26 protein-coding genes and 1 pseudogene are annotated in these 23,682 nt (G+C 42.6%); 19 read left to right on the top strand and 8 right to left on the bottom strand.

Going from position 1 to position 23,682, the window contains the following annotated elements:
- The first annotated feature begins 90 nt into the window (after positions 1 to 90).
- The 6 genes from OCV36_RS21345 (at position 91) to OCV36_RS21320 (ending at position 4,933) form a co-directional block, all read left to right on the top strand.
- Positions 91 to 429, top strand: a complete 339-nt coding sequence (locus OCV36_RS21345) for a zinc ribbon domain-containing protein YjdM (protein WP_004731484.1) — start codon at positions 91 to 93, stop codon at positions 427 to 429.
- A gap of 51 nt (positions 430 to 480) precedes the next feature.
- Entirely contained in the window at positions 481 to 975 is a 495-nt protein-coding gene (locus tag OCV36_RS21340; RefSeq protein ID WP_135455202.1) for a GNAT family N-acetyltransferase, read from the top strand.
- Positions 976 to 1,081: 106 nt separating this feature from the next.
- Positions 1,082 to 1,513: a GNAT family N-acetyltransferase gene (locus OCV36_RS21335; RefSeq protein ID WP_135455370.1), complete on the top strand. Its 432-nt coding sequence runs from the start codon at positions 1,082 to 1,084 to the stop codon at positions 1,511 to 1,513.
- Positions 1,514 to 1,653: 140 nt separating this feature from the next.
- Positions 1,654 to 3,015, top strand: coding sequence for a DUF1800 domain-containing protein (locus OCV36_RS21330; protein WP_135455200.1), 1,362 nt, complete (start codon positions 1,654 to 1,656; stop codon positions 3,013 to 3,015).
- Positions 3,016 to 3,023: 8 nt separating this feature from the next.
- Positions 3,024 to 4,250 (top strand): DUF1501 domain-containing protein, encoded by a 1,227-nt coding sequence (locus OCV36_RS21325; RefSeq protein ID WP_210114709.1) that lies wholly within the window; start codon positions 3,024 to 3,026, stop codon positions 4,248 to 4,250.
- A 131-nt stretch (positions 4,251 to 4,381) separates the two neighbouring features.
- Positions 4,382 to 4,933 carry a hypothetical protein gene (locus tag OCV36_RS21320; protein ID WP_017076116.1) on the top strand — a complete coding sequence of 184 codons (552 nt, stop codon included), beginning with the start codon at positions 4,382 to 4,384 and terminating at the stop codon, positions 4,931 to 4,933.
- A gap of 146 nt (positions 4,934 to 5,079) precedes the next feature.
- On the opposite strand, the gene OCV36_RS21315 is transcribed toward OCV36_RS21320, so the two are convergent.
- Positions 5,080 to 6,327 (bottom strand): helix-turn-helix transcriptional regulator, encoded by a 1,248-nt coding sequence (locus OCV36_RS21315; protein ID WP_135455198.1) that lies wholly within the window; start codon positions 6,325 to 6,327, stop codon positions 5,080 to 5,082.
- A 20-nt stretch (positions 6,328 to 6,347) separates the two neighbouring features.
- Here OCV36_RS21315 and OCV36_RS21310 point away from each other — a divergent pair.
- Positions 6,348 to 8,353, top strand: a pseudogene (locus OCV36_RS21310) (TonB-dependent siderophore receptor).
- Between the two features lie 223 nt (positions 8,354 to 8,576).
- On the opposite strand, the gene OCV36_RS21305 reads toward OCV36_RS21310, so the two are convergent.
- The 6 genes from OCV36_RS21305 to OCV36_RS21280 all read right to left on the bottom strand — a co-directional run bounded on the left by OCV36_RS21305 (position 8,577) and on the right by OCV36_RS21280 (position 14,513).
- Complete coding sequence (locus OCV36_RS21305; RefSeq protein ID WP_135455195.1) at positions 8,577 to 9,521, bottom strand: ADP-ribosylglycohydrolase family protein; 945 nt, start codon at positions 9,519 to 9,521, stop codon at positions 8,577 to 8,579.
- Positions 9,522 to 9,713: 192 nt separating this feature from the next.
- On the bottom strand, positions 9,714 to 10,640 hold the full coding sequence (locus OCV36_RS21300) for an amino acid ABC transporter permease (protein WP_135455194.1): 927 nt from the start codon (positions 10,638 to 10,640) through the stop codon (positions 9,714 to 9,716).
- 133 nt (positions 10,641 to 10,773) lie between these two features.
- On the bottom strand, positions 10,774 to 11,583 hold the full coding sequence (locus OCV36_RS21295; protein ID WP_135455192.1) for a transporter substrate-binding domain-containing protein: 810 nt from the start codon (positions 11,581 to 11,583) through the stop codon (positions 10,774 to 10,776).
- A 12-nt stretch (positions 11,584 to 11,595) separates the two neighbouring features.
- Complete coding sequence (locus OCV36_RS21290) at positions 11,596 to 12,393, bottom strand: amino acid ABC transporter permease (protein ID WP_135455190.1); 798 nt, start codon at positions 12,391 to 12,393, stop codon at positions 11,596 to 11,598.
- Positions 12,393 to 13,139, bottom strand: a complete 747-nt coding sequence (locus tag OCV36_RS21285; RefSeq protein WP_017082064.1) for an amino acid ABC transporter ATP-binding protein — start codon at positions 13,137 to 13,139, stop codon at positions 12,393 to 12,395. Before OCV36_RS21285 ends, OCV36_RS21290 begins: the two co-directional genes overlap by 1 nt.
- Positions 13,140 to 13,364: 225 nt before the next feature.
- Complete coding sequence (locus OCV36_RS21280; protein ID WP_004731461.1) at positions 13,365 to 14,513, bottom strand: iron-containing alcohol dehydrogenase; 1,149 nt, start codon at positions 14,511 to 14,513, stop codon at positions 13,365 to 13,367.
- Positions 14,514 to 14,706: 193 nt separating this feature from the next.
- Here OCV36_RS21280 and OCV36_RS21275 point away from each other — a divergent pair, with 193 nt between their 5' ends.
- The 10 genes from OCV36_RS21275 (at position 14,707) to OCV36_RS21230 (ending at position 21,562) form a co-directional block, all read left to right on the top strand.
- Positions 14,707 to 15,591 (top strand): AraC family transcriptional regulator, encoded by an 885-nt coding sequence (locus tag OCV36_RS21275; RefSeq protein ID WP_009845512.1) that lies wholly within the window; start codon positions 14,707 to 14,709, stop codon positions 15,589 to 15,591.
- Between the two features lie 209 nt (positions 15,592 to 15,800).
- Positions 15,801 to 16,265 carry a GNAT family N-acetyltransferase gene (locus OCV36_RS21270; RefSeq protein ID WP_102497515.1) on the top strand — a complete coding sequence of 155 codons (465 nt, stop codon included), beginning with the start codon at positions 15,801 to 15,803 and terminating at the stop codon, positions 16,263 to 16,265.
- Positions 16,266 to 16,463: 198 nt separating this feature from the next.
- Positions 16,464 to 16,814, top strand: coding sequence for a hypothetical protein (locus tag OCV36_RS21265; RefSeq protein WP_102497516.1), 351 nt, complete (start codon positions 16,464 to 16,466; stop codon positions 16,812 to 16,814).
- 134 nt (positions 16,815 to 16,948) lie between these two features.
- Positions 16,949 to 17,395 carry a GNAT family N-acetyltransferase gene (locus OCV36_RS21260; protein ID WP_245300904.1) on the top strand — a complete coding sequence of 149 codons (447 nt, stop codon included), beginning with the start codon at positions 16,949 to 16,951 and terminating at the stop codon, positions 17,393 to 17,395.
- Between the two features lie 577 nt (positions 17,396 to 17,972).
- The gene (locus OCV36_RS21255; RefSeq protein ID WP_135455188.1) at positions 17,973 to 19,220 is read left to right on the top strand and encodes a RidA family protein; all 1,248 of its coding nucleotides are present in this window, start codon (positions 17,973 to 17,975) and stop codon (positions 19,218 to 19,220) included.
- Between the two features lie 237 nt (positions 19,221 to 19,457).
- The gene (locus tag OCV36_RS21250) at positions 19,458 to 19,814 is read left to right on the top strand and encodes a hypothetical protein (protein WP_065605144.1); all 357 of its coding nucleotides are present in this window, start codon (positions 19,458 to 19,460) and stop codon (positions 19,812 to 19,814) included.
- A 94-nt stretch (positions 19,815 to 19,908) separates the two neighbouring features.
- Entirely contained in the window at positions 19,909 to 20,058 is a 150-nt protein-coding gene (locus tag OCV36_RS21245; protein ID WP_004731446.1) for a hypothetical protein, read from the top strand.
- 120 nt (positions 20,059 to 20,178) lie between these two features.
- Positions 20,179 to 20,643: an acyltransferase gene (locus OCV36_RS21240; RefSeq protein WP_135455186.1), complete on the top strand. Its 465-nt coding sequence runs from the start codon at positions 20,179 to 20,181 to the stop codon at positions 20,641 to 20,643.
- 71 nt (positions 20,644 to 20,714) lie between these two features.
- On the top strand, positions 20,715 to 21,233 hold the full coding sequence (locus OCV36_RS21235) for a GNAT family N-acetyltransferase (protein ID WP_135455183.1): 519 nt from the start codon (positions 20,715 to 20,717) through the stop codon (positions 21,231 to 21,233).
- A gap of 44 nt (positions 21,234 to 21,277) precedes the next feature.
- Positions 21,278 to 21,562 (top strand): YciI family protein, encoded by a 285-nt coding sequence (locus OCV36_RS21230; RefSeq protein WP_054543156.1) that lies wholly within the window; start codon positions 21,278 to 21,280, stop codon positions 21,560 to 21,562.
- Positions 21,563 to 21,739: 177 nt separating this feature from the next.
- On the opposite strand, the gene OCV36_RS21225 is transcribed toward OCV36_RS21230, so the two are convergent.
- A complete protein-coding gene (locus OCV36_RS21225) occupies positions 21,740 to 22,186 on the bottom strand; it encodes a DUF417 family protein (RefSeq protein ID WP_102482546.1) in 447 nt (148 codons plus the stop codon).
- Positions 22,187 to 22,383: 197 nt separating this feature from the next.
- On the opposite strand from OCV36_RS21225, the gene OCV36_RS21220 reads away from it, so the two are divergent.
- Positions 22,384 to 23,148, top strand: a complete 765-nt coding sequence (locus tag OCV36_RS21220) for a PhzF family phenazine biosynthesis protein (RefSeq protein WP_210114710.1) — start codon at positions 22,384 to 22,386, stop codon at positions 23,146 to 23,148.
- 113 nt (positions 23,149 to 23,261) lie between these two features.
- Entirely contained in the window at positions 23,262 to 23,624 is a 363-nt protein-coding gene (locus OCV36_RS21215) for a RidA family protein (RefSeq protein WP_017085597.1), read from the top strand.
- Positions 23,625 to 23,682: the final 58 nt, after the last annotated feature.

Here is a 23,682-nt window from a genome sequence, read left to right as displayed (position 1 = left end):
CTCTCCGTAAAACTTGTTAGATTTATGCTCGCTAAGCCTGACAAGAGTCATTAAAATGGAACAAATTCTATTTAAATGAAGTATTAACGTATGTCTCTACCTCCTTGTCCGCAATGCCAATCTGAATATGTCTACCCAGACCAAAACAACCTAATCTGCCCTGAGTGTGCCTACGAGTGGAACCCAGAAGAAGAGCGTTTAGAAAGAGAAGCCGCGCGTGTTAAGGACGTGAATGGCGTTGTATTGGAAAGTGGCGATAAAGTTACCTTCATTAAAGATCTAAAAATTAAAGGCAGCTCTTCTGTACTAAAAATCGGCACGAAAGCGGTAATCAGACGCATCAATGAAGGCAAAGATCACCAGCTAGATTGCAAGCTTGATGGTGGCGGTGAAATGCTTGTAACGGCTAAATACGTTAAGAAACAGTAATTCGGATTTCTTCAGAGTAGCAGCTCTGTGTGCACAAGGAGTTTATCGGATATGGACATACTCAAAGCCGACATGGCGTACTCAAATGCGTTCCACCATTATGTAAACGCTTGTATCGATGATGGACTCGAAATTTATACCGGTATTTCTGATGGCAGCGATACTTATTTAGAAAGGCGAATCGCTTATTCAAAAGGTGAGTGTTTGCCTGAAGGGTGGACACCTGCTTCTACTTACTTTTGTATCGAGTCTGGTCAGATTCTTGGTGTGACTAGAGTTCGTCACGGTACCAGTGAATACATTCATGACGTTATCGGGCACATCGGTTATGAGACGCTGCCACAAGCAAGAGGGCGAGGTATCGCAAGTCATATGCTGTCTTGGGTTCAGCGTTATGTACTTGTAGAAAGTGCTATTATTACCTGTGACTGCAACAATATTGCTTCGCAAAAAGTGATTGAGAAGTGCGGTGGGCAGTTCTTAAATACCTTTTACTCAGAGCAAGATAAACACGAAGTTCTACGCTATCAACTAAACCCTAAATGAACACTGAAGCATGGCACCTTCCAATTCTCACTTGCTTGTCGTGAGCGAGCTTTTTGGAAATGAACCCGCTGTTGTTTCTTATTCATTGATTATTGTTGGAGATATTTTGAAGTATTCGACAAGAACCGCTCAGTCATCAGATTATGAATTTCTGTTCGAGCTAAAAAAGGCGGCTGAATTTGAGCCAATCAAAGCTGTTTTTGGCTGGGATGAACAAGTTCAACGAGATATACACGCCGAAGAGTGGGCAGAAGAAAGGCCTAAAATCATAGAATATCAAGGCAAAGCAATTGGTAGTGTACTGCTTCAAAATAAAGGCAGTCACTTCTACTTTTGCCGATTCTTTTTGCTGCCTGAATATCATGGCAAGGGTGTTGGTAGTAAGGTTCTCACCGATTGTTTAGCTCACGCAGATAAGCTCAGTAAGCCAGTTGAGTTGAGTTATCTGCAAGGTAATCGAGTTGGAGAGCTGTACTTAAGATTTGGCTTTGAAATCACCTCGCAAAACGACCAGTTTGTATATATGTGGCGTAAATAGACATTCATTCAAAATGATCACACCGTGTCTGTAACTTGATAGGCACCTGACACCCATCTAACGTAAAACCACGTAAAGCTCCCTATGCTTGATGACTAAGCGATTACACTTAGAACAGATTAAGCATAAGGGAGTGTGCAGTGAATTATTACCCGACTTCAAAAATCGTGGGTGAACAAAGGTTTGGTTTTGGACCGAGATTAGCTCAAACAGCCTATTATTCGCCTTTAGAACAGTTGGATAAAAAGCCATTCGTTCACCAAGCTATTCAAGCTTTACCGACCACGGAATCTATCCTGATAACCGTCGGTGAGAATCGTGAACAGCGAAAGAAAGCCAAGGGTGATGAGCAAAAGATGCAAGTTATGAAGAAAGAGGCACAGTCTTTTCTTCGAACTCATTACCGACAACAAGCCCAAGCTCGCCATCTGCAAAGCGTTGAAACACCTTATGGTTTTCAAGAGCGCATTATCCAGTTTTGGAGCAATCACTTCGCCATCTCGGTCGATAATCGAAAATTGATGCCCTTGGCCGCCGGCATTGAAAACGATGTGGTTCGCAAGCATTGGAATGGCAACTTTGGCGATATGCTGATGGCTTCTTCAAAGCATCCAGCCATGCTTTTGTATCTAGATAATCAACTCTCGATTGGACCCAATTCAAAAGTCGGTAAGCGCCGTGACAAAGGGCTTAATGAAAACCTCGCTCGTGAAATTCTAGAACTCCATACCCTAGGCGTTGATGGTTCCTATACCCAACAAGACGTGATTGCATTAGCAAAAGCGATTTCGGGATGGGGTATTAAATTCCAATCTCCAAACGTCGGTTTTCGATTTGCTAATAACCTCCACGAGCCAGGCAGTATCACCTTACTTGGAAAATCCTACTCCCAACATGGAGTCTCGCAAGGGGAGTCGTGTTTACAAATCTTAGCGACTCACAAAGACACAGCTCAGCATTTGGTCCATAAGCTTTGCCAGCATTTTCTTGGCGATACGCCTAACGATCTCTTAGAACAAATGGTCGCGACATATCTAAAAGGTGAGGGCGATTTACTGCCTGTTTATCGCTTGTTACTGGGGAGCATAGAGGCAAACGAACCCAAGCCCAATCGGTTCAGACCGCCGAAAGAGTGGCTATTTGCTGTACTTCGCAGTTCTGGTATTTCCTTAAACGATAAACAAGCGCTGAACGCTCTTAATACGCTAGGGCAACCTCCTTTTAAACCGGGTTCGCCTGCGGGATGGTCGGATCAAGACAGAGATTACAACAGCCCTTCGGCATTGACTCAACGTATGCAAGTCGCTAATAGGCTCGCCTCAATTGCGATAAAGTCGGCTAAGGCATCGGGTACAAAACCAAAGGCCGTAGTGGATAACGTGATCGCAGCTTTATATGGCGATGCGATTGATGAACATACTCAAATTGTTTTGAGCAAAGCCGACAGTGCTGCAATGCAACTTTCCCTGTTGTGGTTAAGCCCACAGTTTCAATATCGTTAGGAGTGGGTATGAAAAAGACAAACGGTTCGCAGAATATTAAGTCGCAGAGTCATGAGCTACACAATCACGGCCTACAAAGTATTAATCGCCGCCAGTTCATGGGCATTGCCGCAGCCGTTGGTGTCAGCGCGATGTTGCCGTTTCCAAGTTTCGCCAAAACGCGTTCAGACAATATCTTTGTTTGGATATCACTGCGTGGCGCCATGGACGGTTTAAATGTTGTGGTGCCTTATGCTGATCCTGATTATGCAGGTCTAAGGCCGAATATTGGCTTAAAGCCTAATCAGCTATTGAAGTTAGATAGCTTCTTTGGGTTGCATCCGTCTCTTAAGCAATGTCATCAATGGTATGAAAATAAAGAACTTAGCTTTGTTCACGCTTGTTCATCCGCTTATCGAGAGCGTTCTCATTTTGATGGGCAAAAGATATTAGAAAACGGTACTTCCGATCCTTTTAATACGGAAGGTTGGCTTAACCGATTGCTCAGCTTGAGCTCAGAAAAATACGATGGCATCGCGATTGACTCAGGCTTGCCGCTTATTATGCAGGGTGAATCTACCGTGGCAAGTTGGTATCCAAACCGCTTAAAAACACGCGACAAACAAACTGAGTTACTTGAAGAACTTTTTCAGAGTGATCAAATGCTGTCTGCTAATTTCGAAAGCGTCATGAAGATAGATGAGCTGGTCGGTGATCAAGGTGTTGGCAAACAGTTTAAGTCGTTGATGGGCAAAACCGGCGATATTTTATCAGCAGATAACGGACCAAACATCGCAGCGCTAGAGCTTGGAGGTTGGGATACTCATGCTAATCAAGGAAGCGTAAATGTCAAGTTGAGCAACCAACTTAAGACTCTGGATACTGGGTTGGCAGCACTAAAGGACTCGTTAGGCTCACGCTGGAGTAACACGGTGGTCATCGCGGCCAGTGAGTTTGGCCGAACGGCTAGAGAAAACGGAACAAAAGGCACAGACCATGGCACGGGAAATGTCATGCTTGTTGCTGGTGGCGCGATGGCTAACAAGGTTTCAAAAATGTCGAGTTCGGGAGGCCGAGTTATCGCAAACTGGCCAGGGTTGAGCCAACAGAATCTGTATCAAGGGCGAGATCTAAAACCAACCATAGACATGAGAGGTGTCATTAAAGGTGTACTCAACCAACACCTCTCAATTAACAATGAACAGCTGGAAGAGATCTTCCCTAATAGTGACTATATTGGGCAAATCAAGGTGTAGGATGCTGATGTTAGTTATTGATAAATAAAACAATGTTAACAATATCACTCTTTTATAAATTTGTGGTTGGAGTCTTAGTTTTTAATGATAGTGTCTGTGCATGATTTCATTGATAATAATAAAGGCTTTATATGAAACATTTTTTAGTTGCTGCATTGGCTATCGGGATTGCTGGTTGTAAAACACTTCCAAATACAGCGATAGACACATTGTCAGAACCGCAGGGAAATGGTGCACTCGCTATTGCAACTATTATCTCTAAGCACGATTCGACATACCCATGTGAAACCTTCGTATTTGATTTAAAAGAAAAAATTGATGGTAACTTGGTTGGTTCTGAACCACAAACCCTACGCATGTTTGTATATGAAGACTCTAAATACGCACTATTTGATGGTATCAAACCGGGAAATTACATTTTAACGCAGTTCCGATGCAATATGCGTCGCGGCCTTGTTGCTAATGGTGGTAAATCGTTTCTTAGCGTTGATTTAGGTATTGAGCACACCATTAAGGAGAACGCGGTAACGGTCTCTCCACTTTATGTTTATGCGACTCAACGAAAAGACCGCTTTTTCAATGTACAAGTTGACTTATGGGAACAGAAAGATGTCGAACCTTTTCAGGAACTGTTGACGAACGAAGTGAGCAGCAAATGGGAAGTCAGTGATTTTGAAGGCTAGTTGAGTGACCACTATGGCAGTTTTTATTGCTGCCATAGTTAATTTTTCCTGACAGTTAATTGAGAAAGCACCTTGGCGATAACCTCACTAAGGTGGTTGATTGTAACTTAGGACTTCCAAAGTTTAGAACTCGATGGTCTTATAAATTAGCTGTTAAGTTTATATATATCTTGCGGCGGCACACCAAAGGCTTTCTTAAAAGCACTGGTGAAATTGGAAGGGTGCTGATAACCCGCTTCATAGGCGGCTTCGGTTATTGAAACCAATCCTCGTTCTAAATGTTGGCGCGCAATATCTAGGCGTCGGTAGCGGATATAGCCGTTGATTGTTAGGTTGTATGATTGCTTAAAGCGACGCTGAAGGTTGGAAATACTCATCGAGAACTTACTCGCGATGCTTTCAAGACTGAGCGGCTGATCCAAATTGATTTCAATGTAGCTGATGATGTCTTCTATCTTAGTATCAAACCCTTTTGAGGTGGTGATCTCATCAGTGTTTTCGCTTAAATCTAAACTCCTCAAAGTGCTATTTGAACTGGTGTTTAATGAGCTGACATTAACATCTTCAGAAATACATTGTTGGCAACATTGAATTGGCATCTGCGATAGTGTTTGAGAAAGCAATTGCTGGGTCAGAGTTTCGACGACTAGCTTGTCTTGAAAGTTGATTGGTGTTGCTTGGCTAGTTAGTGAACTCGTTAGTTGAACGATGTCAGCATTGATTTGTAAGTCGTAAAACGCCTTGTGTGAATCAAGGAATGATTTGCTAGAACAGTGATCACTGGTACGCGGTTCGACCCATTGTGGCTTTATCAAGATATTGATCTTGTTAATTTTATTCCTTTGTATCAACGAACGCCTAAAGTTAGCTGGCTTCGCAAGGTTAACTACCACACCTTGTGGCCCATCGCTGGCATCAAGATCGAACTCTAGATCGTCATAACTAAAGGTCAGTTTTCCCTCCAGAAGAATAGTAATCAGGATTGCAGAGTGGGCTGTCGATACAATATTACTGTCGACTAATTCAATACAGCGACCGCCATGCACAAAAATGTGGCCATTATATTGATAAGAAAGGAACGTTCCTTCAGCTAGAGAAGTTTGCTTGGCTTGACCTTGTGTCACGATGATTTGATTTTCAGTCTGCTCTAACTTTTTGGTTAATGCGATTCTTTGAGTCAACGCTGTTTTCTTTCTTAGTTCAGTCTTGTTTGGTAATACAGGTTTTTTGGTCAATACTTTTGTTTTCACGTCAACTGTTTCAGCGAGTTTAGTTCGCTTTGGTGTTACTTCACTCATTTGACCGTTCCTCATAACACCTATGCGTTTCTGCATAAGCAAATCACCTGTGCATTTATAGATTACGACCTTATCATATTTGAGAATTATTATCATTTACATCTAGGATCGAATTTATGGAAAGCCCAGTCAACTCAACAATTAAGCTTTCAGCTCTCTGTATCGCAATTGTCAGTGCGTTTAGCAGCACCGTTATTGCACAAGAAAACACATCACACTTTGATGAGGTCGTGGTGTGGGGAACGAAGGTATCGAGCAACACTGAATCGATCATTGCCGATGACATGTCTCTAAAGCAAGCCGATCACATGTCTGATTTATTACGTGAGATCCCTGGTGTTGATGTTGGGGGGACGCACTCGGTGAACCAACGAATTACTATTCGCGGATTAAGTGAGACGGATTTAGATATTCGACTAGATGGTGCTTCTCAGCACGCTAATATGTTCCACCATATCGGCAACCTGACTCTTAACCCAGACATCTTGAAGTCGGCCGATATCCAAGTGGGTAATAACTCTGTGACGCAAAGTGGGTTAGGTGGCTCAGTACTGTTTGAAACCAAAGATGCCAAAGACCTGCTTCGTTACGACGAGAGCTTTGGCGCTCGTGTTTATGGTGGCTATGCCACGAATGCAAGCCAACAAGGTTCATTAACTGTATATGGCTTATTGTCGGATAAGGTCGATGTCATGCTCTATAGTCATTACATGAGTCGAGATGACTTCGAAGACGGTGACGGCAATGAAACCTTTGGTTCAGAAGGGGATGTGTACAACATTCTCGGTAAGATTGGTTTTGAACCGAATGACCTACACCGCTTTGAACTTTCTTATGATCTGTATTGTGATAGTGGTGATTACAGCCCGCGTCCAGATATGTCAGGTGGTGCTAACGAAGGCTTGTCTAGCGACATCCTGATTCCAACTGATTATGACCGTGACACTATTACGGCAAGTTATGAGCTACGTGGCGAAAGTCATCAAGGTAACGTCACTCTGTACAACACAGAGACCGAGATTCAGCGTGATGAAAGTGTTATGGCACCGCGTTGGCCATCGAACCGCTTATCTCACAATACGGCGAAAAACCAAAACTTTGGCCTGAATGCTAAGTTCCAATCGGACTATCGCCTGATGTCGTTTGATAATATCGCGACTTATGGCTTTGACTACATGGACAAGTCATCGAGCAGCTATTACGGCAGCAGTAAGTTTATGGATGAGTCCGCAATTTCTACCGCACTTTTTGTTGAAGACCAGTTCTACTTTACTCAAGCCTTTTCGATCACTGCAGGTGTTCGTTTTGATGATTACCAGCGTAAAGCCGAAACAGGAAACGATGACTTTGACGACGTAACATGGTCGTTGGCAACGCAATGGGACGTGACCCAAGATTGGACGCTGTTCGCGAGCACCCGTTCGCTGTTCAAAGGCCCCGAGTTGATGGAGACCTTTATTGCTTACCAAGACGCAGCGTTCTTAGCTGACGACATTAAGGCTGAAACAGGGCAGAACACCCAAGGTGGTGTACGCTTCGATAAACGTTTAGATAATCACTTTATTGGCGCAAACTTAACTGTATTCCAAACCAATATCGATGATTACATTGCCGAAGAGTATCAGCCCGCAAACCAGAGTTACTTGATTTACAACTTAGGTGATGTAGAGATAAAGGGTTTTGAGGCGAGCTTGTCTTATGGTTACGAGATGTTTAACAGCAAGCTTTCTTATGCTCGATCAGATACTAAAAACAAAGACACAGGCGGCGCTGTCGCGGGTGGCAATGGACGCAGTATTGATATGGGCGACAGCATCACGCTCACACTGGACTATCAATCTGAAGCGTTGGAAACGATTTTTGGTTGGAATTCAATGTTTGTTAAAGACGAAGACAATGTATTCGATGGTCAGCCGATCAAAGAAAGCTATGACGTTCATAACCTGTATGCTCAGTGGGTGCCATCAAATGTGGATGGATTGTCTGTCACCTTTGGTATCGATAACGTGTTTGATGAGCAATACACCTCACACGCGTCTCGTTCGGGTAGAGCAGAGGCTTTACTTTGGATGACTATGAACCAGGTCGTAACTACAAGCTTTCCGCTGCTTATCAGTTCTAGAGAAGGCTCTAGTTCCAGGTTTGGTTAGCGCAATAAACTGGCGGTCGTAGGGATCCGCAAAGTTTATTGACCAAAACTGAAGCTATTCCTTTAAGTCGGTCGTTTAAAGCATTCATTTAAGTCATTCTTTTAAGTGATTACTTTAAGTGATTAGTGAAAAGAAAAGTGCCTTTCGAGCTCTTGAGCAAGAAAGGCGCTTTTGCCTTGTTCGTTATTGTGGGAGTCATTCAATAGGCAAAGACAGCACACCGCCATTGAGTTCGACTTGTTTTAGCCATTCGGTTGGAATTCCACCATCTTCTTCGTAGAAACAGGCCGCTAATACTGCTCCGATAACGATGGCACGTCCGCAACTGTCACCACCACACAAAATATTGTCGCGAATACCTTGTTTAAAGCTCTGAGCACCCGCAATGATGCGAATCAGCAAGGGAAATGCGGCACTCAGTTCACAATGCAATCCGAACTTCTTCGCGGCATCTGTAATCGAAAGCTCAGGTTCAGCCAATGCTTCATCGATTTGATCGTGTATAAATCTGCTGCAAGTTTGTCGCACCATTTCTACCGATTGCAGTGGCGAGTTGCCTTGAATTGCCGCTTGAACCAATAGGGTGATGGCTTGGGCCCATTCTACGGCTTTGTCGTTGTTGTTAGTGACTCGTACCGCACTCTCTACCATGGCTGGCAAAGTGTGAGAGGTGTAAGTACACGCCACCAGTGGGATGATTTTTGAGACTGCGGGAAGTTGCGTATCGTCTGCGCCACAGGCAGTAATCGGGGCGTCCTCTAGCTCTAATTGATGGATGTTCAGCAAGCTCATGCGCGTCGCTTTATCAATGTACCCTTGCCAACTGCCGCCAAAATCAAACCAGAAGCGGAAATGTTGAATATAGTTCGCTTCATCGTATTTTTGGTTGTCGACTAAGCTGTCGACCATCGCCAATAACTGAGCACCATATTGCGATTGCTCGCCTGCGGTTTTACCTTGGTGCGCAAAGTAGCCTTTGTCTTGATAATCGAACCGATTCGGTGAGCGAAATTCAGGCTCAAAACCAGCCACGTGTAAGATCCTCTCTTGGTCATACAGCCAGTGCAGCCCCATTGAAGCGGCGTCTCCAACCAATGCGCCAACAACGGCGTAAAAAGCTCTTTCTTTATGATTGTCCATGTTGAGTGATGTCCTTGAGAAGAATCAACGTAGTTCGATACTTTAAGTATAGTGATTAGGCGAGTATTTTGCTGTGTTTCTAAGAAGAAATATGAAGGGATAAATCCTGATTGGTCAATAGCTTAAACCAATCAGGTGAAATTGATAAGGGCGATGAATAGTCTGGTGAATTCGTATTTTTGATTGGTGGTGTTATTGATGGTTGAGATAGGCACTAGAGCGCTGCTCAATCACTTTGAAAAGACGTGAAAGCGCAAAGCACAAAGCAAAATATACGAAGCCAACAATGAGCCAGATCTCAAAGATCAAACCTGAAGAGTTTGCCATCTCAGTACCAACAAACGTCATCTCTTGGATAGAAATCAGAGACACAATCGACGTGTCTTTAACCAAAGATATTGCTTGGCCAGCCAATGGCGGTGTAATGGCCGTTAATACCTGTGGACCGACAACAAATCGATACTTAGACAACGCAGACAAGCCGAGTGAATCGGCCGCTTCCCATTGGCCTTTTGGAATACCTTCTAAACCAGCTCTAATCACTTCAGCAATATAAGCAGAAGAGAGCAAGCCAATACAGATAACACCAGACGCCAAGTTTTCCCAAAGGTTAGCTGGGCCGAATAGGAAATCTTGAACAGTGTTAATCTCGCCATTGTGTTCACGCAAGATACTTTCTAAACTAAGTAATGGAATCAGTTGGTTAGAAACGAAGAAATAGAATATAAAGACAAACACCAGTGGCGGAATATTTCGAACCAACTGGATAAAAATCAGCGCAGGCGTACGAAAGAAAGCAATTTTAGAGTGCCTTGCAACGCCAAGTAATGTGCCAAAAGAGAGTGCTAACACCATGCTCCAAGCACTCAAGCGCAGTGTCGCGACCAAGCCTTGGAAAAAGTAAGGAATATTGCCTTGAGAAGGTGGAATGAAAATCAGGGTAAACGCATCTTCCCAGCGCCACTGGTAGTTAATACCAACAGCGGAACGATAATAAAGCCAGCCTGCAAACACACACATGACAGCGAGTAACACGCCATCCAAAAGGTTAAGGCGTTGATACCAAGGCTTCATATAAACGTTGGGCTTAGGTGTTGTTAATGCGCTAGTACTACTCACGTCATTCCTGTTTAAACAATAATAATTAGTAGGCTGTTTTGTTGAGTTTTAGATCATCAATAAAGCGAATCAAGTTGCCGAATCGAGGCAGTGCAGACAACGCACTGCCTCGATTCACCAGCAAAAGTTCTGATTACTGACCTTGAGCAATCTGGTCTTGCCAATCTAGAGTAGAGAACCAGTACTCGTAACGCTCTTTCAACCAACCGTCTTCAGTACGTGCTTTGATCCATTCGTTGAAGAATTCTGCCTTGTCAGTTTCACCTAGGCGAACTGCAAATGCTTCGTTACCTTTTGATAGACGCTCTTCAAATGGAATAAATAGCGTGTCTGCGTTTTTGATCGTTTCGTGTTCTGGTTTCGGGCTAGACGCAATAACCGCGTGTGCGTTGCCGTTCAACACTTCTTGGAATGCTTGAGCATCGTCATCGAACTGTAGAACTTTCGCCTTAGGGAAGGTTTCACGAGCGACTTGAACCGTGAATGCTCCACGACGTGCTGCAATTTTTACACGGCGAGAATCAAAATCAGAGATCTGAGTAAAACCTTCCGCTAGCTCTTTATTAGCCGCCAGTTGAACGCCAGAGTGCGAGTAAGGTTCAGTGAACAATACGCTTTTAGCACGAGCTTCAGTGATAGACATACCGCCGATGATTACATCAAATTTTTTCGATAATAGAGAAGGGATAATACCGTCCCATGCCGTAGGTACAAATTCGACTTTCCAACCAGAGTCTTCGGCAAGGCGTTTCGCCACGTCGATTTCAAAGCCAACGAGATCGCCTTGTTTGTTACGCATCGCCCAAGGAACAAATGTCGACATACCAACGCGCAGTGAGCCACGTTCGTTGATTTTATCGAGGTTAGGCGTTTCAGAAGCAAGTGCAGGCAAACTTACGGCAAGCGCAAGTAGGGCTGTAATCGCGGGTTTAAATAGCTTCATGCTGATAAATCCTTATTGTGTTCGCCAGTTAGCCCCGAGCTTATGCTCAAGCCAAGCAGCAACGGCAGAAAGTGAAAGTGTAAGAGCAAGATAAATGATCGCCACAGAGAACCAAATCTCGAATGGCATCGCGGTTTCAGAAACGATGTTTCTGGCTTCAGTCGTCAGGTCAAAAATAGCCATGACACTCACAATTGAAGAGTTTTTAATAAGAGAGATCACTTCATTGGTCAAAGGTGGCAAGGTGCGTTGCACCACCTGAGGAAGAATCACATCCCAGTAAGTATAGGTCTTTGATAAGCCCAAGGATTGAGCTGCTTCAAATTGTCCTCTCGCAATACCATTTAAACCGGCACGAAATATCTCGGCGGTATAAGCGCCTTGGAAAAGTGCCAAGGCTAAAACGGCAGTGCTAAAGCGATCGAGCCCTAATACGGGGCCAAATACAAAATAGAGCAAATAAATTTGTACTAATAACGGCGTGTTACGAATCAACTCAACATAGCTGGTGGCTAAGGTGCGTCCAACCACAGAATTTGAGTTTCTCAACAGCGCTGTCGTTAAACCAATGACCAGCGTAGCAACCAAAGAAATCAAAGAGATATTGATGGTAACCAGCAGCCCTTCAACTAATTCTGCAGGCCACCATTCACCATCTTTATAGAAAGCAATATAGTCCGGCACACGCTCCCATTGCCAGCTGTATCCCATGGTTTGTGCACCAGAGTCGAGAATCCAAACAACAGCAGCCACCAGTACAACAATCTGTACCAAAGCAGATAGGGCGGGTTTAATAATTCGAATCAACATCAATAAGTCAGGATCTGATTTAGGAACGCTTGAGTACGTTCATGTTGAGGGTTTTCAAAGAGCGCTTGTGGCGTATTCGATTCCACAATTTGTCCTTCATCCATGAAGATAACGCGGTCGGCCACTTGTTTCGCAAAGCCCATTTCGTGGGTCACACACACCATGGTGATACCTTCGCTCGCCAGTTCAACCATCACGTCGAGCACTTCGTTGATCATCTCAGGATCAAGCGCTGAAGTCGGTTCATCAAAAAGCAGTAATTCAGGCTTCATGCACAGCGAACGGGCGATAGCTACACGTTGTTGCTGACCGCCAGAAAGTTGCACTGGGTATTTGTTGGCTTGTTCAGCGATGTGTACGCGCTCGAGATAGTGCATTGCAAGCTTCTCGGCTTCTCGTTTGCTTTTTTTAAGCGTACGTATTGGAGACAGTGTCAGGTTTTCAAGCACGGTAAGATGAGGGAATAAATGAAAATGCTGAAACACCATTCCGACTTGGCCAGGTGTGTTGAATTTACTCGGAAGCACTTGTTCTAACACGCAAAGCTCGCCACTTTCGAAAGGTTCTAGCTGATTGATACAACGGATTAAGGTTGATTTGCCCGAACCTGATGGCCCGCAAATCACCACTATCTCTCCTTGTTCAATATTTAAATCGATATCCTTTAGGGCATGAAAATCACCATACCACTTGTTAAGTGACTTAAACTTAACCATTTCCTTGAGATTGTTCAAATCGTTGTTCATACCTAGTAAAGAGACAGGTTTACCTTACCAATATAGAAATCTGAATGCACATAAAATTAAGGACTTATGAGAATTTAATAGCATCTTGTAGGGCAAATTAAAAAGCAGCGCCCAAAATGAACGCTGCTTTGTTTGTACGAAAGAAATAAGTAATGGGTTCAGTCAGGTGTAAAAAATCATCTTTGTGTGACCATTGCCTTTGCTTTCTCTCTACTTTAGCAATTCTTAGTGAATCGCAGACTCTAAAATCTCACGCGTTTTCTCTGGCGTGATTGCTTGGTTTTCGCCAAGTTGCAGGTAACCGTGTGATTCAAGTTGAGCAACAACGTTGTCGATTGCTGCCGCTTTAGTTGCTTCGTAACCGTCGAACATGGTTGGAACGTCTAGGCTGTGGTAGAAGGCTTCGATTGCCGCGATTGTACGCTCGGCTAAATCAGCACCCGCTTCTAGGCCAAATACGTTACGACCCATTTGCTCTAGCTTGCCACGCTTCGCTTCGATTTGATTACGAAGTAGTGAAGGTTGAACAATCGCAAGAGAACGCGCGTGGTCTACGTGCCATAGCGCAGTGAATTCGTGGCCAATCATGTGTGTTGCCCAATCTTGAGGAACACCCGTACCAATCAGGCCGTTAAGCGCTTGGTTTGCTGTCCACATTAGGTTTGCACGCCAAGCGTCGTTGTCACGCTCGTCGTATTGCTTACCCAGTACAAGTAGGTTCTTAAGCAGTGTTTCTGCGTAACCGTCTTGAACCATCGCGTCTGTTGGCATTGTGATGTATTGCTCACATACGTGAACCCATGCATCAACTAGACCGTTGATCAGTTGGCGCTCTGGCAGAGACTTCATTACGTCTGGGTCCATAACCGCAAATTTAGGCTGTACCGCAGGGTTCATGAATGCCAGTTTCTCTTGAGTCTCTTTACGAGTGATTACCGCACCCATGTTAGATTCAGAACCTGTCGCAGGAAGTGTCAGTACCGCACCAATAGGAGTTGCTTCAGTAACTTGGTGTTTGCCCGCTAGGATATCCCAACCGTCGCCGTCGTATTTAGCTGCCGCCGCAACGTATTTAGAACCGTCGATTACTGAACCACCGCCAACAGCGATAATGAACTCTACGTTTTCTTCTTTAACAAGAGCGACGGCTTTATCTAGCGTCTCTTTCGTTGGGTTAGCTTCAACACCAGCGAACTCAATCCAAGCGTGATCCTTGAGAGAAGCGACAACTTGGTCGTAAACACCGTTGCTTTTGATTGAACCGCCACCGTAGATGACTAGTACTTTCTTCGAAGTATCAACCGCTTGGCTGATAGCGTTGATTTGGCCTTGGCCGAAGTGGATAACTGTAGGGTTAACATAAGTGAATTGCATTAGAGATTCCTTGTGTAAAGCTCAATTTGTTATTTTATTTGATTGCTCAATTTCTATATTTGCATATTAGTACAGTAATCTAGGGTGATGAAGAGCTGATCCTCCAAATAAATTGCCTATTTCTACAAAGTTGATATTCTTTCTCTGCTTTAGCTTACTTACTCTTAGCACTTGGAATGGAAAGTCGCCACTTATGAAAACACTCGCGCAGTTGTTACAGTCTTATGTAGAACACAAAGGTTGGGATGATCTCGAAGGGATCAGAGAAACTGAAATTGGCGGTGTGTGGTTGTATAGAAGCAGTGGCGGGAATCAGCGCCAGCCATTCACTTACCAGTCGGGTATTATCATGCTCGGGCAGGGCAAAAAGAACATCTATATTGGCGACAGACCCGTTACTTACGCTGCTGGTGATTATCTTGTGGTAGGCGTGCCAATGCCATTGGAGTGTGAAGCCTTACCTGTAAATGGCGAACCATTGCTTGGTTTGTCGATAAGCATCGATTCTCAGCGCTTGCACAGCTTAGTCAAAAAGCTGGAAGACCAAGGCTTTCTAGAGAGCTACTGCAACAAGCACAAGCAGAATTCGAGCGGCTTAGAATCGACGCCAATGGAAGAGCAAATGCTGGAGAGCTTTACTCGATTGGTCAAAACTCTACATTGTGACATTGAAGCCAATATATTGGGTGATGCCATGGTCAGCGAGATTGTCTACCGCGCCCTAACCGGTTCAGAAGGACGAGTGCTGTTTGATTTGGCCCATCATGACGGCCATTACGCACGTGTCGCTAAAGCGCTGTCTAAAGTGCATGAAGAGTACGACCAAACCATCACTGTTCAATCGCTTGCCGACGAAGCAAACATGAGTGTGTCTGCCTTCCACAATGCGTTTCGTAATGTCACCTTTGAATCACCTCTTCAATATTTGAAGAAGGTAAGACTCAACAAAGCCAAAGAACTGATTCAGCTAGAAGGCCTTCGCATCAGCGATGCTGCTCGCCGAGTCGGCTACTCGAGCCCATCCCAATTCAGCCGCGAATTTAAGCGCCACTTCAATACTACTCCAAGAGCTGTTTAGTCCTTACTCAATATTTATGTTCCGAAACGTGCGGTATTTCATATTATGCAATATTGTTTGTATATTTTAGTTGCCCGAAAAGCGGATGTTTTATAAATATCTGTTATTAAACAACAAAGCATAGTCGTCATGAGTAAGTTGTTAGGAAGGAATTTGCGTTCAAGCGTTAAACTTTCGGACTAACGGCGATTATTCTCAAGTGAGGAAATATGGACGTTCATTGTAAAATACTAGAAAGCAAAGATAGCCTTAAGTATCGATCACTACGACTTGAAAGTTTGAGATTACATCCAGAATGCTTTGGCTCTGGTTATGAAGCCCAGTCAAAAATGCCAAAGTTATATTTTGAAGGACTAATTGAAAGTGCTTCTCAGGAAAGTGTCATGATCGGTGCATTTATCGGGGAAGAACTTGTCGGCTTATGTGGGCTGACACCTATTGATGATTCTTCTTTAGAAGTCATTCAAATGTTTGTGACTTCAAGCTCTAGAGGACGTGCTATCAGCATTAAAATGCTAAATCTCGCTAAGCTTTTATTGGAGTCGCGCAATGAAGCAGAATTAAGACTCACCGTTTTTACTAATAATACTCACGCGATAAGCACGTACAACAAATCAGGTTTTGAGTGCTTGCAAACTTTAGGAAATGAGTCGGTAATGACTTTTAAACCTTGAAATCGAAAGCTTCACAAAAATGATTCAACACATATGGCGTTCTGAGCTTGACCGTGAGTTTATGAATTGGATGAGAAGTGAGGCTGGGTTGACTATGCGTGTTGTTTTTCAAGAATACACCAAAGTTGGAGTCTGTGATGACATTAGAAGATTTCCAGTCACAGCTGCTTAAATCATGTTGATACTCTAGGAGGTCTTTTGTTCGACTTATTGAAGAAAGTAGCATTAATTAATCTAACAGCAGCATTGGCAGTTATAGCGCTATCTCAGTTTTTTCCTTTCTTTGCCACGACAAGACTTGTCGACTTTCTATTTTTTGTGGTCATTGTCATTTGGGTTCTAGCGAAGTTAATGTGGGAAGGTGGTGTTCATAGTAAGACGACACGTCTTGATGACCCTATAACAGATAAAGTCTACAAAATGGTCGAAGGCCATGATTTTGATAAAGACCAACAAGAACACTACCGAATGAACTACCACACAGGGCTAGTGTTGTTCATCGCTGGTTTACCCGCTTTTATTGCTTGCTTTGTTCTTCAACTTCTTTGAGTTCCAGTAGAACAAATGAGTTGCAATGATACTTAATATTTGGAAATTTTCGCTTAAAGTGTGTTTCGTGCATCAATGACGTTTAAAGTTTCGCCAGTAAGATATTAGCTGAGAAGGTAATGATGGAAGAGTATTTGGAACTAGATATGCTCACGTTGGAGTCAATTTCTAAAGAAGCCGGGTTTCCGATCGAAAGAGATGTTTATTTGGCGTCACGTGCTGAATCAATTGAGCAGGGGTTGTTGTTTGAGTATCGTCGACAAGACAAATTAATTGGTTATGTAACGCTACGTGATTTAGGAGATGGTCAGTGGTTTGTGCCTATGTTTGTGGTGCATCCAAACTATCGAAGTAAGGCGGCATTCCTTTTTTTGTTTCGTTCCATTGCCGATCAACTTAAAAACAACCACTCAACTGTTTTAGTGAGCAATGTCCTACGCCTCAATGAGTTATCGGTGCAGTTTCACAAGCACCTGGGGTTTGAGGTCACTCGTGAAAATCATTTAGGCTACGAATTTACGTTAGATTTAACACCTGAAGTAAAAGATAAGTGGTCTAACTTCTTAGGTATTCAACGCTGAAATTTTGAAATTTGGGGTGGCGTTTAGTGGATTGACTCTCCGGATACCACGAACGAGCACATTCCCTTGTTAAGCAAGATAAGCAAATGTATCTAATGGTAGGTAATATTAGTCTGCTGGTATTCGATTTTCGAATATATTATTAATGTGTTTATATAATATCAGCCCTCTAAAATAATTAGTTAACCAGCCTAAGAGTTTATGCACGTATATAAGATAGTTAGCTCAATAATTAGTCTAGTAAGAGGATTTGAGGACTTTTAATGTGAACAACCTATCAAATTTTTTCTAAACTTAGAAAGTTATCCATCTCTTTATCTGAGTGAGTATTCATGATTGTTGAATATATCAAAAGATAAAGAGAATTTATTACTCGTTTCGCCCTATTATTGCGGATAATTAGTCGTGTTGTGACTAATTATTCTGTAACTCCCTGATTTATGGTTAAGTGATAGCCTGACGGGTATCACGTTTACCCTAAAATAATTCACTTAACATGGCGCTACTTTAATCATTCTTTCCAATACGATTATTAAATATAAATACGTATGCCTATATTATTAAAAGGATAATTCCGATGAGTAGCGATATCATTAAAATTTCAAGAAATACTGAAAATGCACCAATTAATTCTGTATCTACACAAACGGTCGCTTTTTCTCATTATAATAACTTTTCTGCTCAATTACCTGTTGATCCCAAAACAGGTGAAATAGTAACTGGTGATATTAAAGACCAAGCAGCACAATGCTTAAATAATATTAAGGCCATTGTTGAAAGCATCGACCATGTTATGGATGATGTCGTGAAGATTAATGTTTTCGTTAAGAATATTTCTGATATCGATGCTATTGATGAAGTTTACAAAAGCTTCTTTAACAACAGCCTGCCTACACGTACCGTAGTGGGTGTCGCTGCGTTGCCGAACAGTGACGCTTTAGTTCAAATGGATGCTCTTATTTCAAACGGCGAAGGCACTAAACCACAAGCACCTTGCGCACTAGTTAAGGTATCAAGAAATACGGATAATGCGCCTCAAAGTGCTGTGTCCACGCAGACTGCGGCTTTTTCTCACTACAACAATCTTTCAGCTCAGTTACCGATAGATGTTACTACAGGTGAGTTGGTTGATGGTGGTATCGAAGCGCAAACGGCCCAATGTCTATCAAACATTAAAGCTATTTTAGAAAGCATCGGACATGTCATGAATGATGTGGTTAAAACGACTATCTACGTAAAAAATATCGCAGATGCGGAAGTGGTAAATGAAGTATGTGCTAAATTCTTCCCAAGCTACGTTCCTGCTCGTACCGTTGTTAACGCAGCTGAATTACCAATGGGTGCTTTAATTCAAATTGATACATCCGTTTCACATGGCGACGGTACACCGCCGCAATTACCAGAAGACACTCGCTTACTGGTTATTGAAACCTATAATACTGTTGCAGTACCATTCATGCCTTATTCGCATACTGTTGCTTTCTCTCACTACAATCATATTTCAGGACAATTGCCTTTAGACCCGAAAACAAATGAAATTGTTGCTGGTGGTGTAAAAGAGCAAGCTGAACAATGTTTAAAAAATATTAAGGCGATAATTGAAAGTGTTGACCATAGCATGGACGATACGGTGAAAATTAATATTCAACTTAAGGATATTTCAGATATTGATGCGGTAAACGAAATCTACACCGCATTCTTTAATGCTGAGCTGCCTGCAAGAACGGTAGTTGGGGTTTTAGAGATTCCTATGAATGCTCTAATTCAAATTGATGCAGTCGTTTCTAATTGTGAAGGCACGCCTCCACAAGATGTTGTTGCTTAAATCAATTGCACCCTTCTCGATAATAGCGATCAGATCCCAGCTTTAGCTCTTAAACATTGAGTCGAAACATAAGCCGGCGGTCTGATCTGCTAACTCACCACAGATACTGCCAATCCCAAGCCTCGCTAAACAACTTATTCGAAGCAATATAACTAAGCTTCGACCCGACATATGGTGATTATTAAGTCGAAGTGTTTTAATATGAAAAACAGACGCTTAACGTAAGAAAACCAGTTTATGCAATTTCGAATTATTTTACTGCTGTGCCTATCCCTTATGGGTTGTTCGTCTAATCAAAAGCTAATGCCTGATCCTACAACTATCACGCTTTTTTATGGTGATACATCCATCTCTGCAGGTGTTTTAGAGGATAAAACATTTAATTCGGTGCTAGCCAATAGAAAAGAGAGTGTTACTTTCTCGGGCTCAATATCAAAGCAAAACTCAGGCTACTTTGTCGATATGTTAGTGATTCGAGAAATGAAAGAGCCACGTTCAACACGACAACTAAACGCCTCGCTTGTTATGAAGCCGGGAGAGTTAGTGGATGTTGGCGGCGTGAATAACGATGTGTTCAGGGTAATCCTCGAGTAACAAAACTAAAGTGTTCAATTAATCTGAATTTTTGCTTTACCTCAACCTAACTTCAAGTCTTAAGCTTCTCTTACTGATTAAGAAGGAGCTTATTATGCAAAATAACTACGTAAAAGAACTCGCTGTTAAAACTTATCAAGAAGATCTTCAGAAAGAGTACGTAAAATCTAAAGCTCGCCCATTTCATGCCCCAAGTTTTATCAGTGGAGTGTTATTGTCAGTTTTGCTGGTTGGGTTGTTTTAGCAAACAGACTCGTGGAATGTTTGATCCACCGCCAACTCTCTCTACTCCAACTTGCTTGTGCTTAAATGGCTACGGCACAATCGTTTATGTTGAATTGTTACGCTAATGTCGAGAGGAAGTATGGCCAGTCCAAGAGTGTTAAAGGTACAGGTTACTGACATTACCTGTGGCAAGAATGTCACTATCATCGAGCCATCTAATGTGTATGGTTGTGAGCTTCAAGATGATGTGTTTGTTGGCCCTTTTGTCGAGATTCAAAAGAACTCCGTGATAGGCGAGAGGAGTAAGATTCAATCTCACACCTTTATTTGCGAGTATGTGACTATCGGAAGTGACTGCTTTGTTGGGCATGGAGTAATGTTTGCCAATGACTTGTTCAAAGAGGGCAAACCAGATCCAAACCCAGACAGTTGGGGGCGAACTGTTATCGCTGATAACGTTACTATTGGTTCGAATGCGACAGTATTGTCTGTCAGCATTTGCGAAGGGGTGGTAATCGGCGCGGGCAGTGTGGTGACAAAAGACATCACCGAGAAAGGTATCTATGCAGGCAACCCTGCTAAGAAGTTAAGATACTTACCTTAGATTCATAAGACAAGCTGAGCTGTATGAATCATAAGGTGCGGCTTTTTTAGATAAGCGACAGGGTATTGATTATGGATGTATTTTTACACGTACTTCATCCAAGCGATGCCAGTGCTTTATTGGAGTTTGAAGTCGAAAATAGAGAGTGGTTTGAGCAATTTGTCCCAGCTCGGGAAGACCGTTTCTATTCTAATACGGGTGTTGCCGAACAAATCACTAGCTTTCTAACAGAGTATGACAATGGCGAGATGATTCCTATGTTGATCAAAGACGCTAATGGCACTATTTGTGGGCGAATCAATGTTCGTGATATCGACCAGAACGCTGGAAGTGGGGAGCTAGGTTATCGAGTAGGTCGACCCTTTGCTTCAAAAGGCATTGCGTCTAACGCGGTGAGGAAGTTACTTATCTACTTGGCCGAGCACTCATCCCTTAAATATGTTGATGCCTATGCGTTAGTGGGTAATGTCGGCTCAAATAAAATATTATCCAATACAGGATTTGATTTAGTTGAGAATGTAGAGAACTACGCAGTGTTCAAAGGAGAACATCAAGATGCCAATTATTATCGCAAAGCGTTATCGGTGTAACTGAATACTTTCGATGTTAACTCGTCTTATAGTAAGGAAAGATTATGTTTATTGTTTCTCTTGAATACCAAGTGCCTTTGGAAGAAGTAGATCGCTTCATTCCAGAACATGTTGAGTTTTTAAACAAGCAGTATGAACTCGGGCACTTTCAGTTGTCGGGTCGTAAGAACCCTCGAACTGGTGGTGTTATTTTATCCACGCTTAATAACAGGGAACAGTTAGACATGATTTTGACCGAGGACCCCTTTCATCGAGAGAATATCGCTAAGTATGAAGTCATCGAGATGTTGCCAACCAAGGCGTCTCAAGAGTTCAAGTTTTTGTTATAGGTTACATTTACTCTACGAAGTTAATTAGTATCTTAACTTGTTATTTTAATTAAACTTTATCATCTAGATTATCGCCTTATACATTAGAAGCTGGCAGCGTCCTTCTAGCCAGCTTCGAGTCTTTTTATTTCAAGGTTTAAGGTTACTCTCTAGGTTTGGCCACTTCTAGATTTACGGTTACTTCTGAGGTTTGTTACGTTCGATTACGCTAATTGCGATCGCTAAAAACAGGATATCTTTCACTAGGAAGAAGTTAGTGACTAAGATGCCATCCGATACTTTCCAAGCGTTTGGCGTTGTAATTAGAAAGCTGAGTGTCACGACAAAGATAGCCGCTGCTGCAATGCCTGAATAGAAGGCTACTGTCGGTTTCTTAAATCCAACGATCAATCCAATCGCGACAATGATCTCCGCGCCACCCACCATGTTAGACACAGCTTGTACTGAGAACAGATTATAAAGCCAGTTCATTGCAGGATGATTTGCGATTAGCGGTTCAATGAGCATCGCTTCAGTTGGTGTAAATTTGTAAATACCAATCCAAGCTAACACTAATGCTACGCCAATCACGCCTAGGTTGTATCCGATATTACTCTGTTTTAAATCATAGGTTTGAACATGCATAAAAGTACTCTATTTAATAAAATCCCTGAATATGACCGCACTAGTGCAAAATTAATTTCGCTATGAGAGTATTAGTTTTCTGTATGAATCATAATGCTTGGCAACTTTTAGTGTTCTCTATGCTAATGATTTGTGTAAAGAAAAAGAAACTAGAGCTTTGAATGAGAGCTTTAGATGACAGAATAAGGAGATAGGTTATCAAAGCGCTTATATATGATGTATTTGGTGGGGAGTCAGCGAAAGGTAACCCTTGTGGGGTCGTAGAACTTGGCCAATGGTTAGCCGACTCGGAATTACTAGAAGTAACGCATCAACTCGCACTGCCAATCACAGCTTTCGTCGTGAAATCAGGGAATGCTTTCGATATTCGTTGGTTCTCCTTAGATGGTGAAATAAACCTTTGTGGTCACGGCAGTTTGGCTGCAGGCACTAGCTTGATCGAAAAGTATAAGTTCAATGAGGTTACCCTAAATAGTGATTATGAACAGGTTGTGATTTCTAGAAAGGAAGGCTTGTCTCAAATAGAACTGCCAAGCTGGAAGGGTAAACCTTACTCGCAGTTACACGATGTTGCTATTGATTTGGCGGCTTTAAATCAATCTGTTGTCGAAGCTTTTTCTACAAGAGATTTAGTGCTGATTTTGGAATCAGAGGAAGCCGTAAAGAATTTTTCGCCTGACTTTGAATTGTATAAAATAATTAAAGATCTGCATGCAGTGATGGTGACAGCCAAAAGCTCAGATGACAGTTATGTTCTGCGCTATTTTGCGCCGAAAATCGGTATTTCGGAGGATTTAGCAACAGGTTCGGCACAATGTTCACTGGCTCCATATTGGTTTGATAAGCTAGGGAAAGACAAGCTTTCAGTTCGCCAGCTTTCAAGCTCTGGTGGTTGTTTTGAAGTTGAGAGGAAGGCAGACTCTTCAATTGTGGTGTCGGCACGAGTTGAGCGCCGTCCATAACAGAATGATGATCTCACTGGAGAGATAGAGCCTTCCAATTTTTGTTTTCAATATTCACGATTTGGATTAGATTACGTTGACGTAAATCCCTAATTATAAGAAGAGAATTGACCGTGAAAATCCATAGAATTAACCCGACCAAACGTTGGTCAGATGTAACTGTATTTAATGGCATCGCAAGTTTTGTTGAGGTACCAGAGACGGATACATCTGCAGGAATTAAGAGTCAGGTTCAGCAAATTTTTGATCAAGCTGAAGAAATGATGAGTTTGGTAGACAGTGACAAATCTCGCGTATTGTCGGTAACGATTTACCTAACAGATTTTGCCAATTTTGACGCGTTAAATGAAGTGTGGGAATCGTGGTTCCCTGAAGGCTGTGCGCCAAGCCGTGCATGTGTGAAAGCAGAGCTGGCTAACCCTGAGCTATTGGTTGAGATGTCGTTTATGGTTGCTGCGGGTGAAAAGTTTCAATAAGCCGAACTATCGGTAGAAATAAGCTTCGTCGATACAAGTAACGAGCAGATAAAACAAA

Source organism: Vibrio echinoideorum (genome assembly GCF_024347455.1).
Classification (GTDB): domain Bacteria; phylum Pseudomonadota; class Gammaproteobacteria; order Enterobacterales; family Vibrionaceae; genus Vibrio; species Vibrio echinoideorum.
The sequence above is the reverse complement of the archived record's forward strand: the minus strand, read 5'-3'. Positions and strand labels throughout refer to the sequence as shown.

What these genes read in the sequence shown, in the direction of transcription:
- OCV36_RS21345 (WP_004731484.1), top strand. Translation starts at nt 91, where the DNA reads ATGTCTCTACCTCCTTGTCCGCAATGCCAATCTGAATATGTCTACCCA.
- OCV36_RS21340 (WP_135455202.1), top strand. Translation starts at nt 481, where the DNA reads ATGGACATACTCAAAGCCGACATGGCGTACTCAAATGCGTTCCACCAT.
- OCV36_RS21325 (WP_210114709.1), top strand. Translation starts at nt 3,024, where the DNA reads ATGAAAAAGACAAACGGTTCGCAGAATATTAAGTCGCAGAGTCATGAG.
- OCV36_RS21320 (WP_017076116.1), top strand. Translation starts at nt 4,382, where the DNA reads ATGAAACATTTTTTAGTTGCTGCATTGGCTATCGGGATTGCTGGTTGT.
- OCV36_RS21315 (WP_135455198.1), bottom strand. Translation starts at nt 6,327, where the DNA reads ATGATAATAATTCTCAAATATGATAAGGTCGTAATCTATAAATGCACA.
- OCV36_RS21305 (WP_135455195.1), bottom strand. Translation starts at nt 9,521, where the DNA reads ATGGACAATCATAAAGAAAGAGCTTTTTACGCCGTTGTTGGCGCATTG.
- OCV36_RS21295 (WP_135455192.1), bottom strand. Translation starts at nt 11,583, where the DNA reads ATGAAGCTATTTAAACCCGCGATTACAGCCCTACTTGCGCTTGCCGTA.
- OCV36_RS21290 (WP_135455190.1), bottom strand. Translation starts at nt 12,393, where the DNA reads ATGTTGATTCGAATTATTAAACCCGCCCTATCTGCTTTGGTACAGATT.
- OCV36_RS21285 (WP_017082064.1), bottom strand. Translation starts at nt 13,139, where the DNA reads ATGAACAACGATTTGAACAATCTCAAGGAAATGGTTAAGTTTAAGTCA.
- OCV36_RS21280 (WP_004731461.1), bottom strand. Translation starts at nt 14,513, where the DNA reads ATGCAATTCACTTATGTTAACCCTACAGTTATCCACTTCGGCCAAGGC.
- OCV36_RS21275 (WP_009845512.1), top strand. Translation starts at nt 14,707, where the DNA reads ATGAAAACACTCGCGCAGTTGTTACAGTCTTATGTAGAACACAAAGGT.
- OCV36_RS21270 (WP_102497515.1), top strand. Translation starts at nt 15,801, where the DNA reads ATGGACGTTCATTGTAAAATACTAGAAAGCAAAGATAGCCTTAAGTAT.
- OCV36_RS21255 (WP_135455188.1), top strand. Translation starts at nt 17,973, where the DNA reads ATGAGTAGCGATATCATTAAAATTTCAAGAAATACTGAAAATGCACCA.
- OCV36_RS21250 (WP_065605144.1), top strand. Translation starts at nt 19,458, where the DNA reads ATGCAATTTCGAATTATTTTACTGCTGTGCCTATCCCTTATGGGTTGT.
- OCV36_RS21245 (WP_004731446.1), top strand. Translation starts at nt 19,909, where the DNA reads ATGCAAAATAACTACGTAAAAGAACTCGCTGTTAAAACTTATCAAGAA.
- OCV36_RS21240 (WP_135455186.1), top strand. Translation starts at nt 20,179, where the DNA reads ATGGCCAGTCCAAGAGTGTTAAAGGTACAGGTTACTGACATTACCTGT.
- OCV36_RS21235 (WP_135455183.1), top strand. Translation starts at nt 20,715, where the DNA reads ATGGATGTATTTTTACACGTACTTCATCCAAGCGATGCCAGTGCTTTA.
- OCV36_RS21230 (WP_054543156.1), top strand. Translation starts at nt 21,278, where the DNA reads ATGTTTATTGTTTCTCTTGAATACCAAGTGCCTTTGGAAGAAGTAGAT.
- OCV36_RS21225 (WP_102482546.1), bottom strand. Translation starts at nt 22,186, where the DNA reads ATGCATGTTCAAACCTATGATTTAAAACAGAGTAATATCGGATACAAC.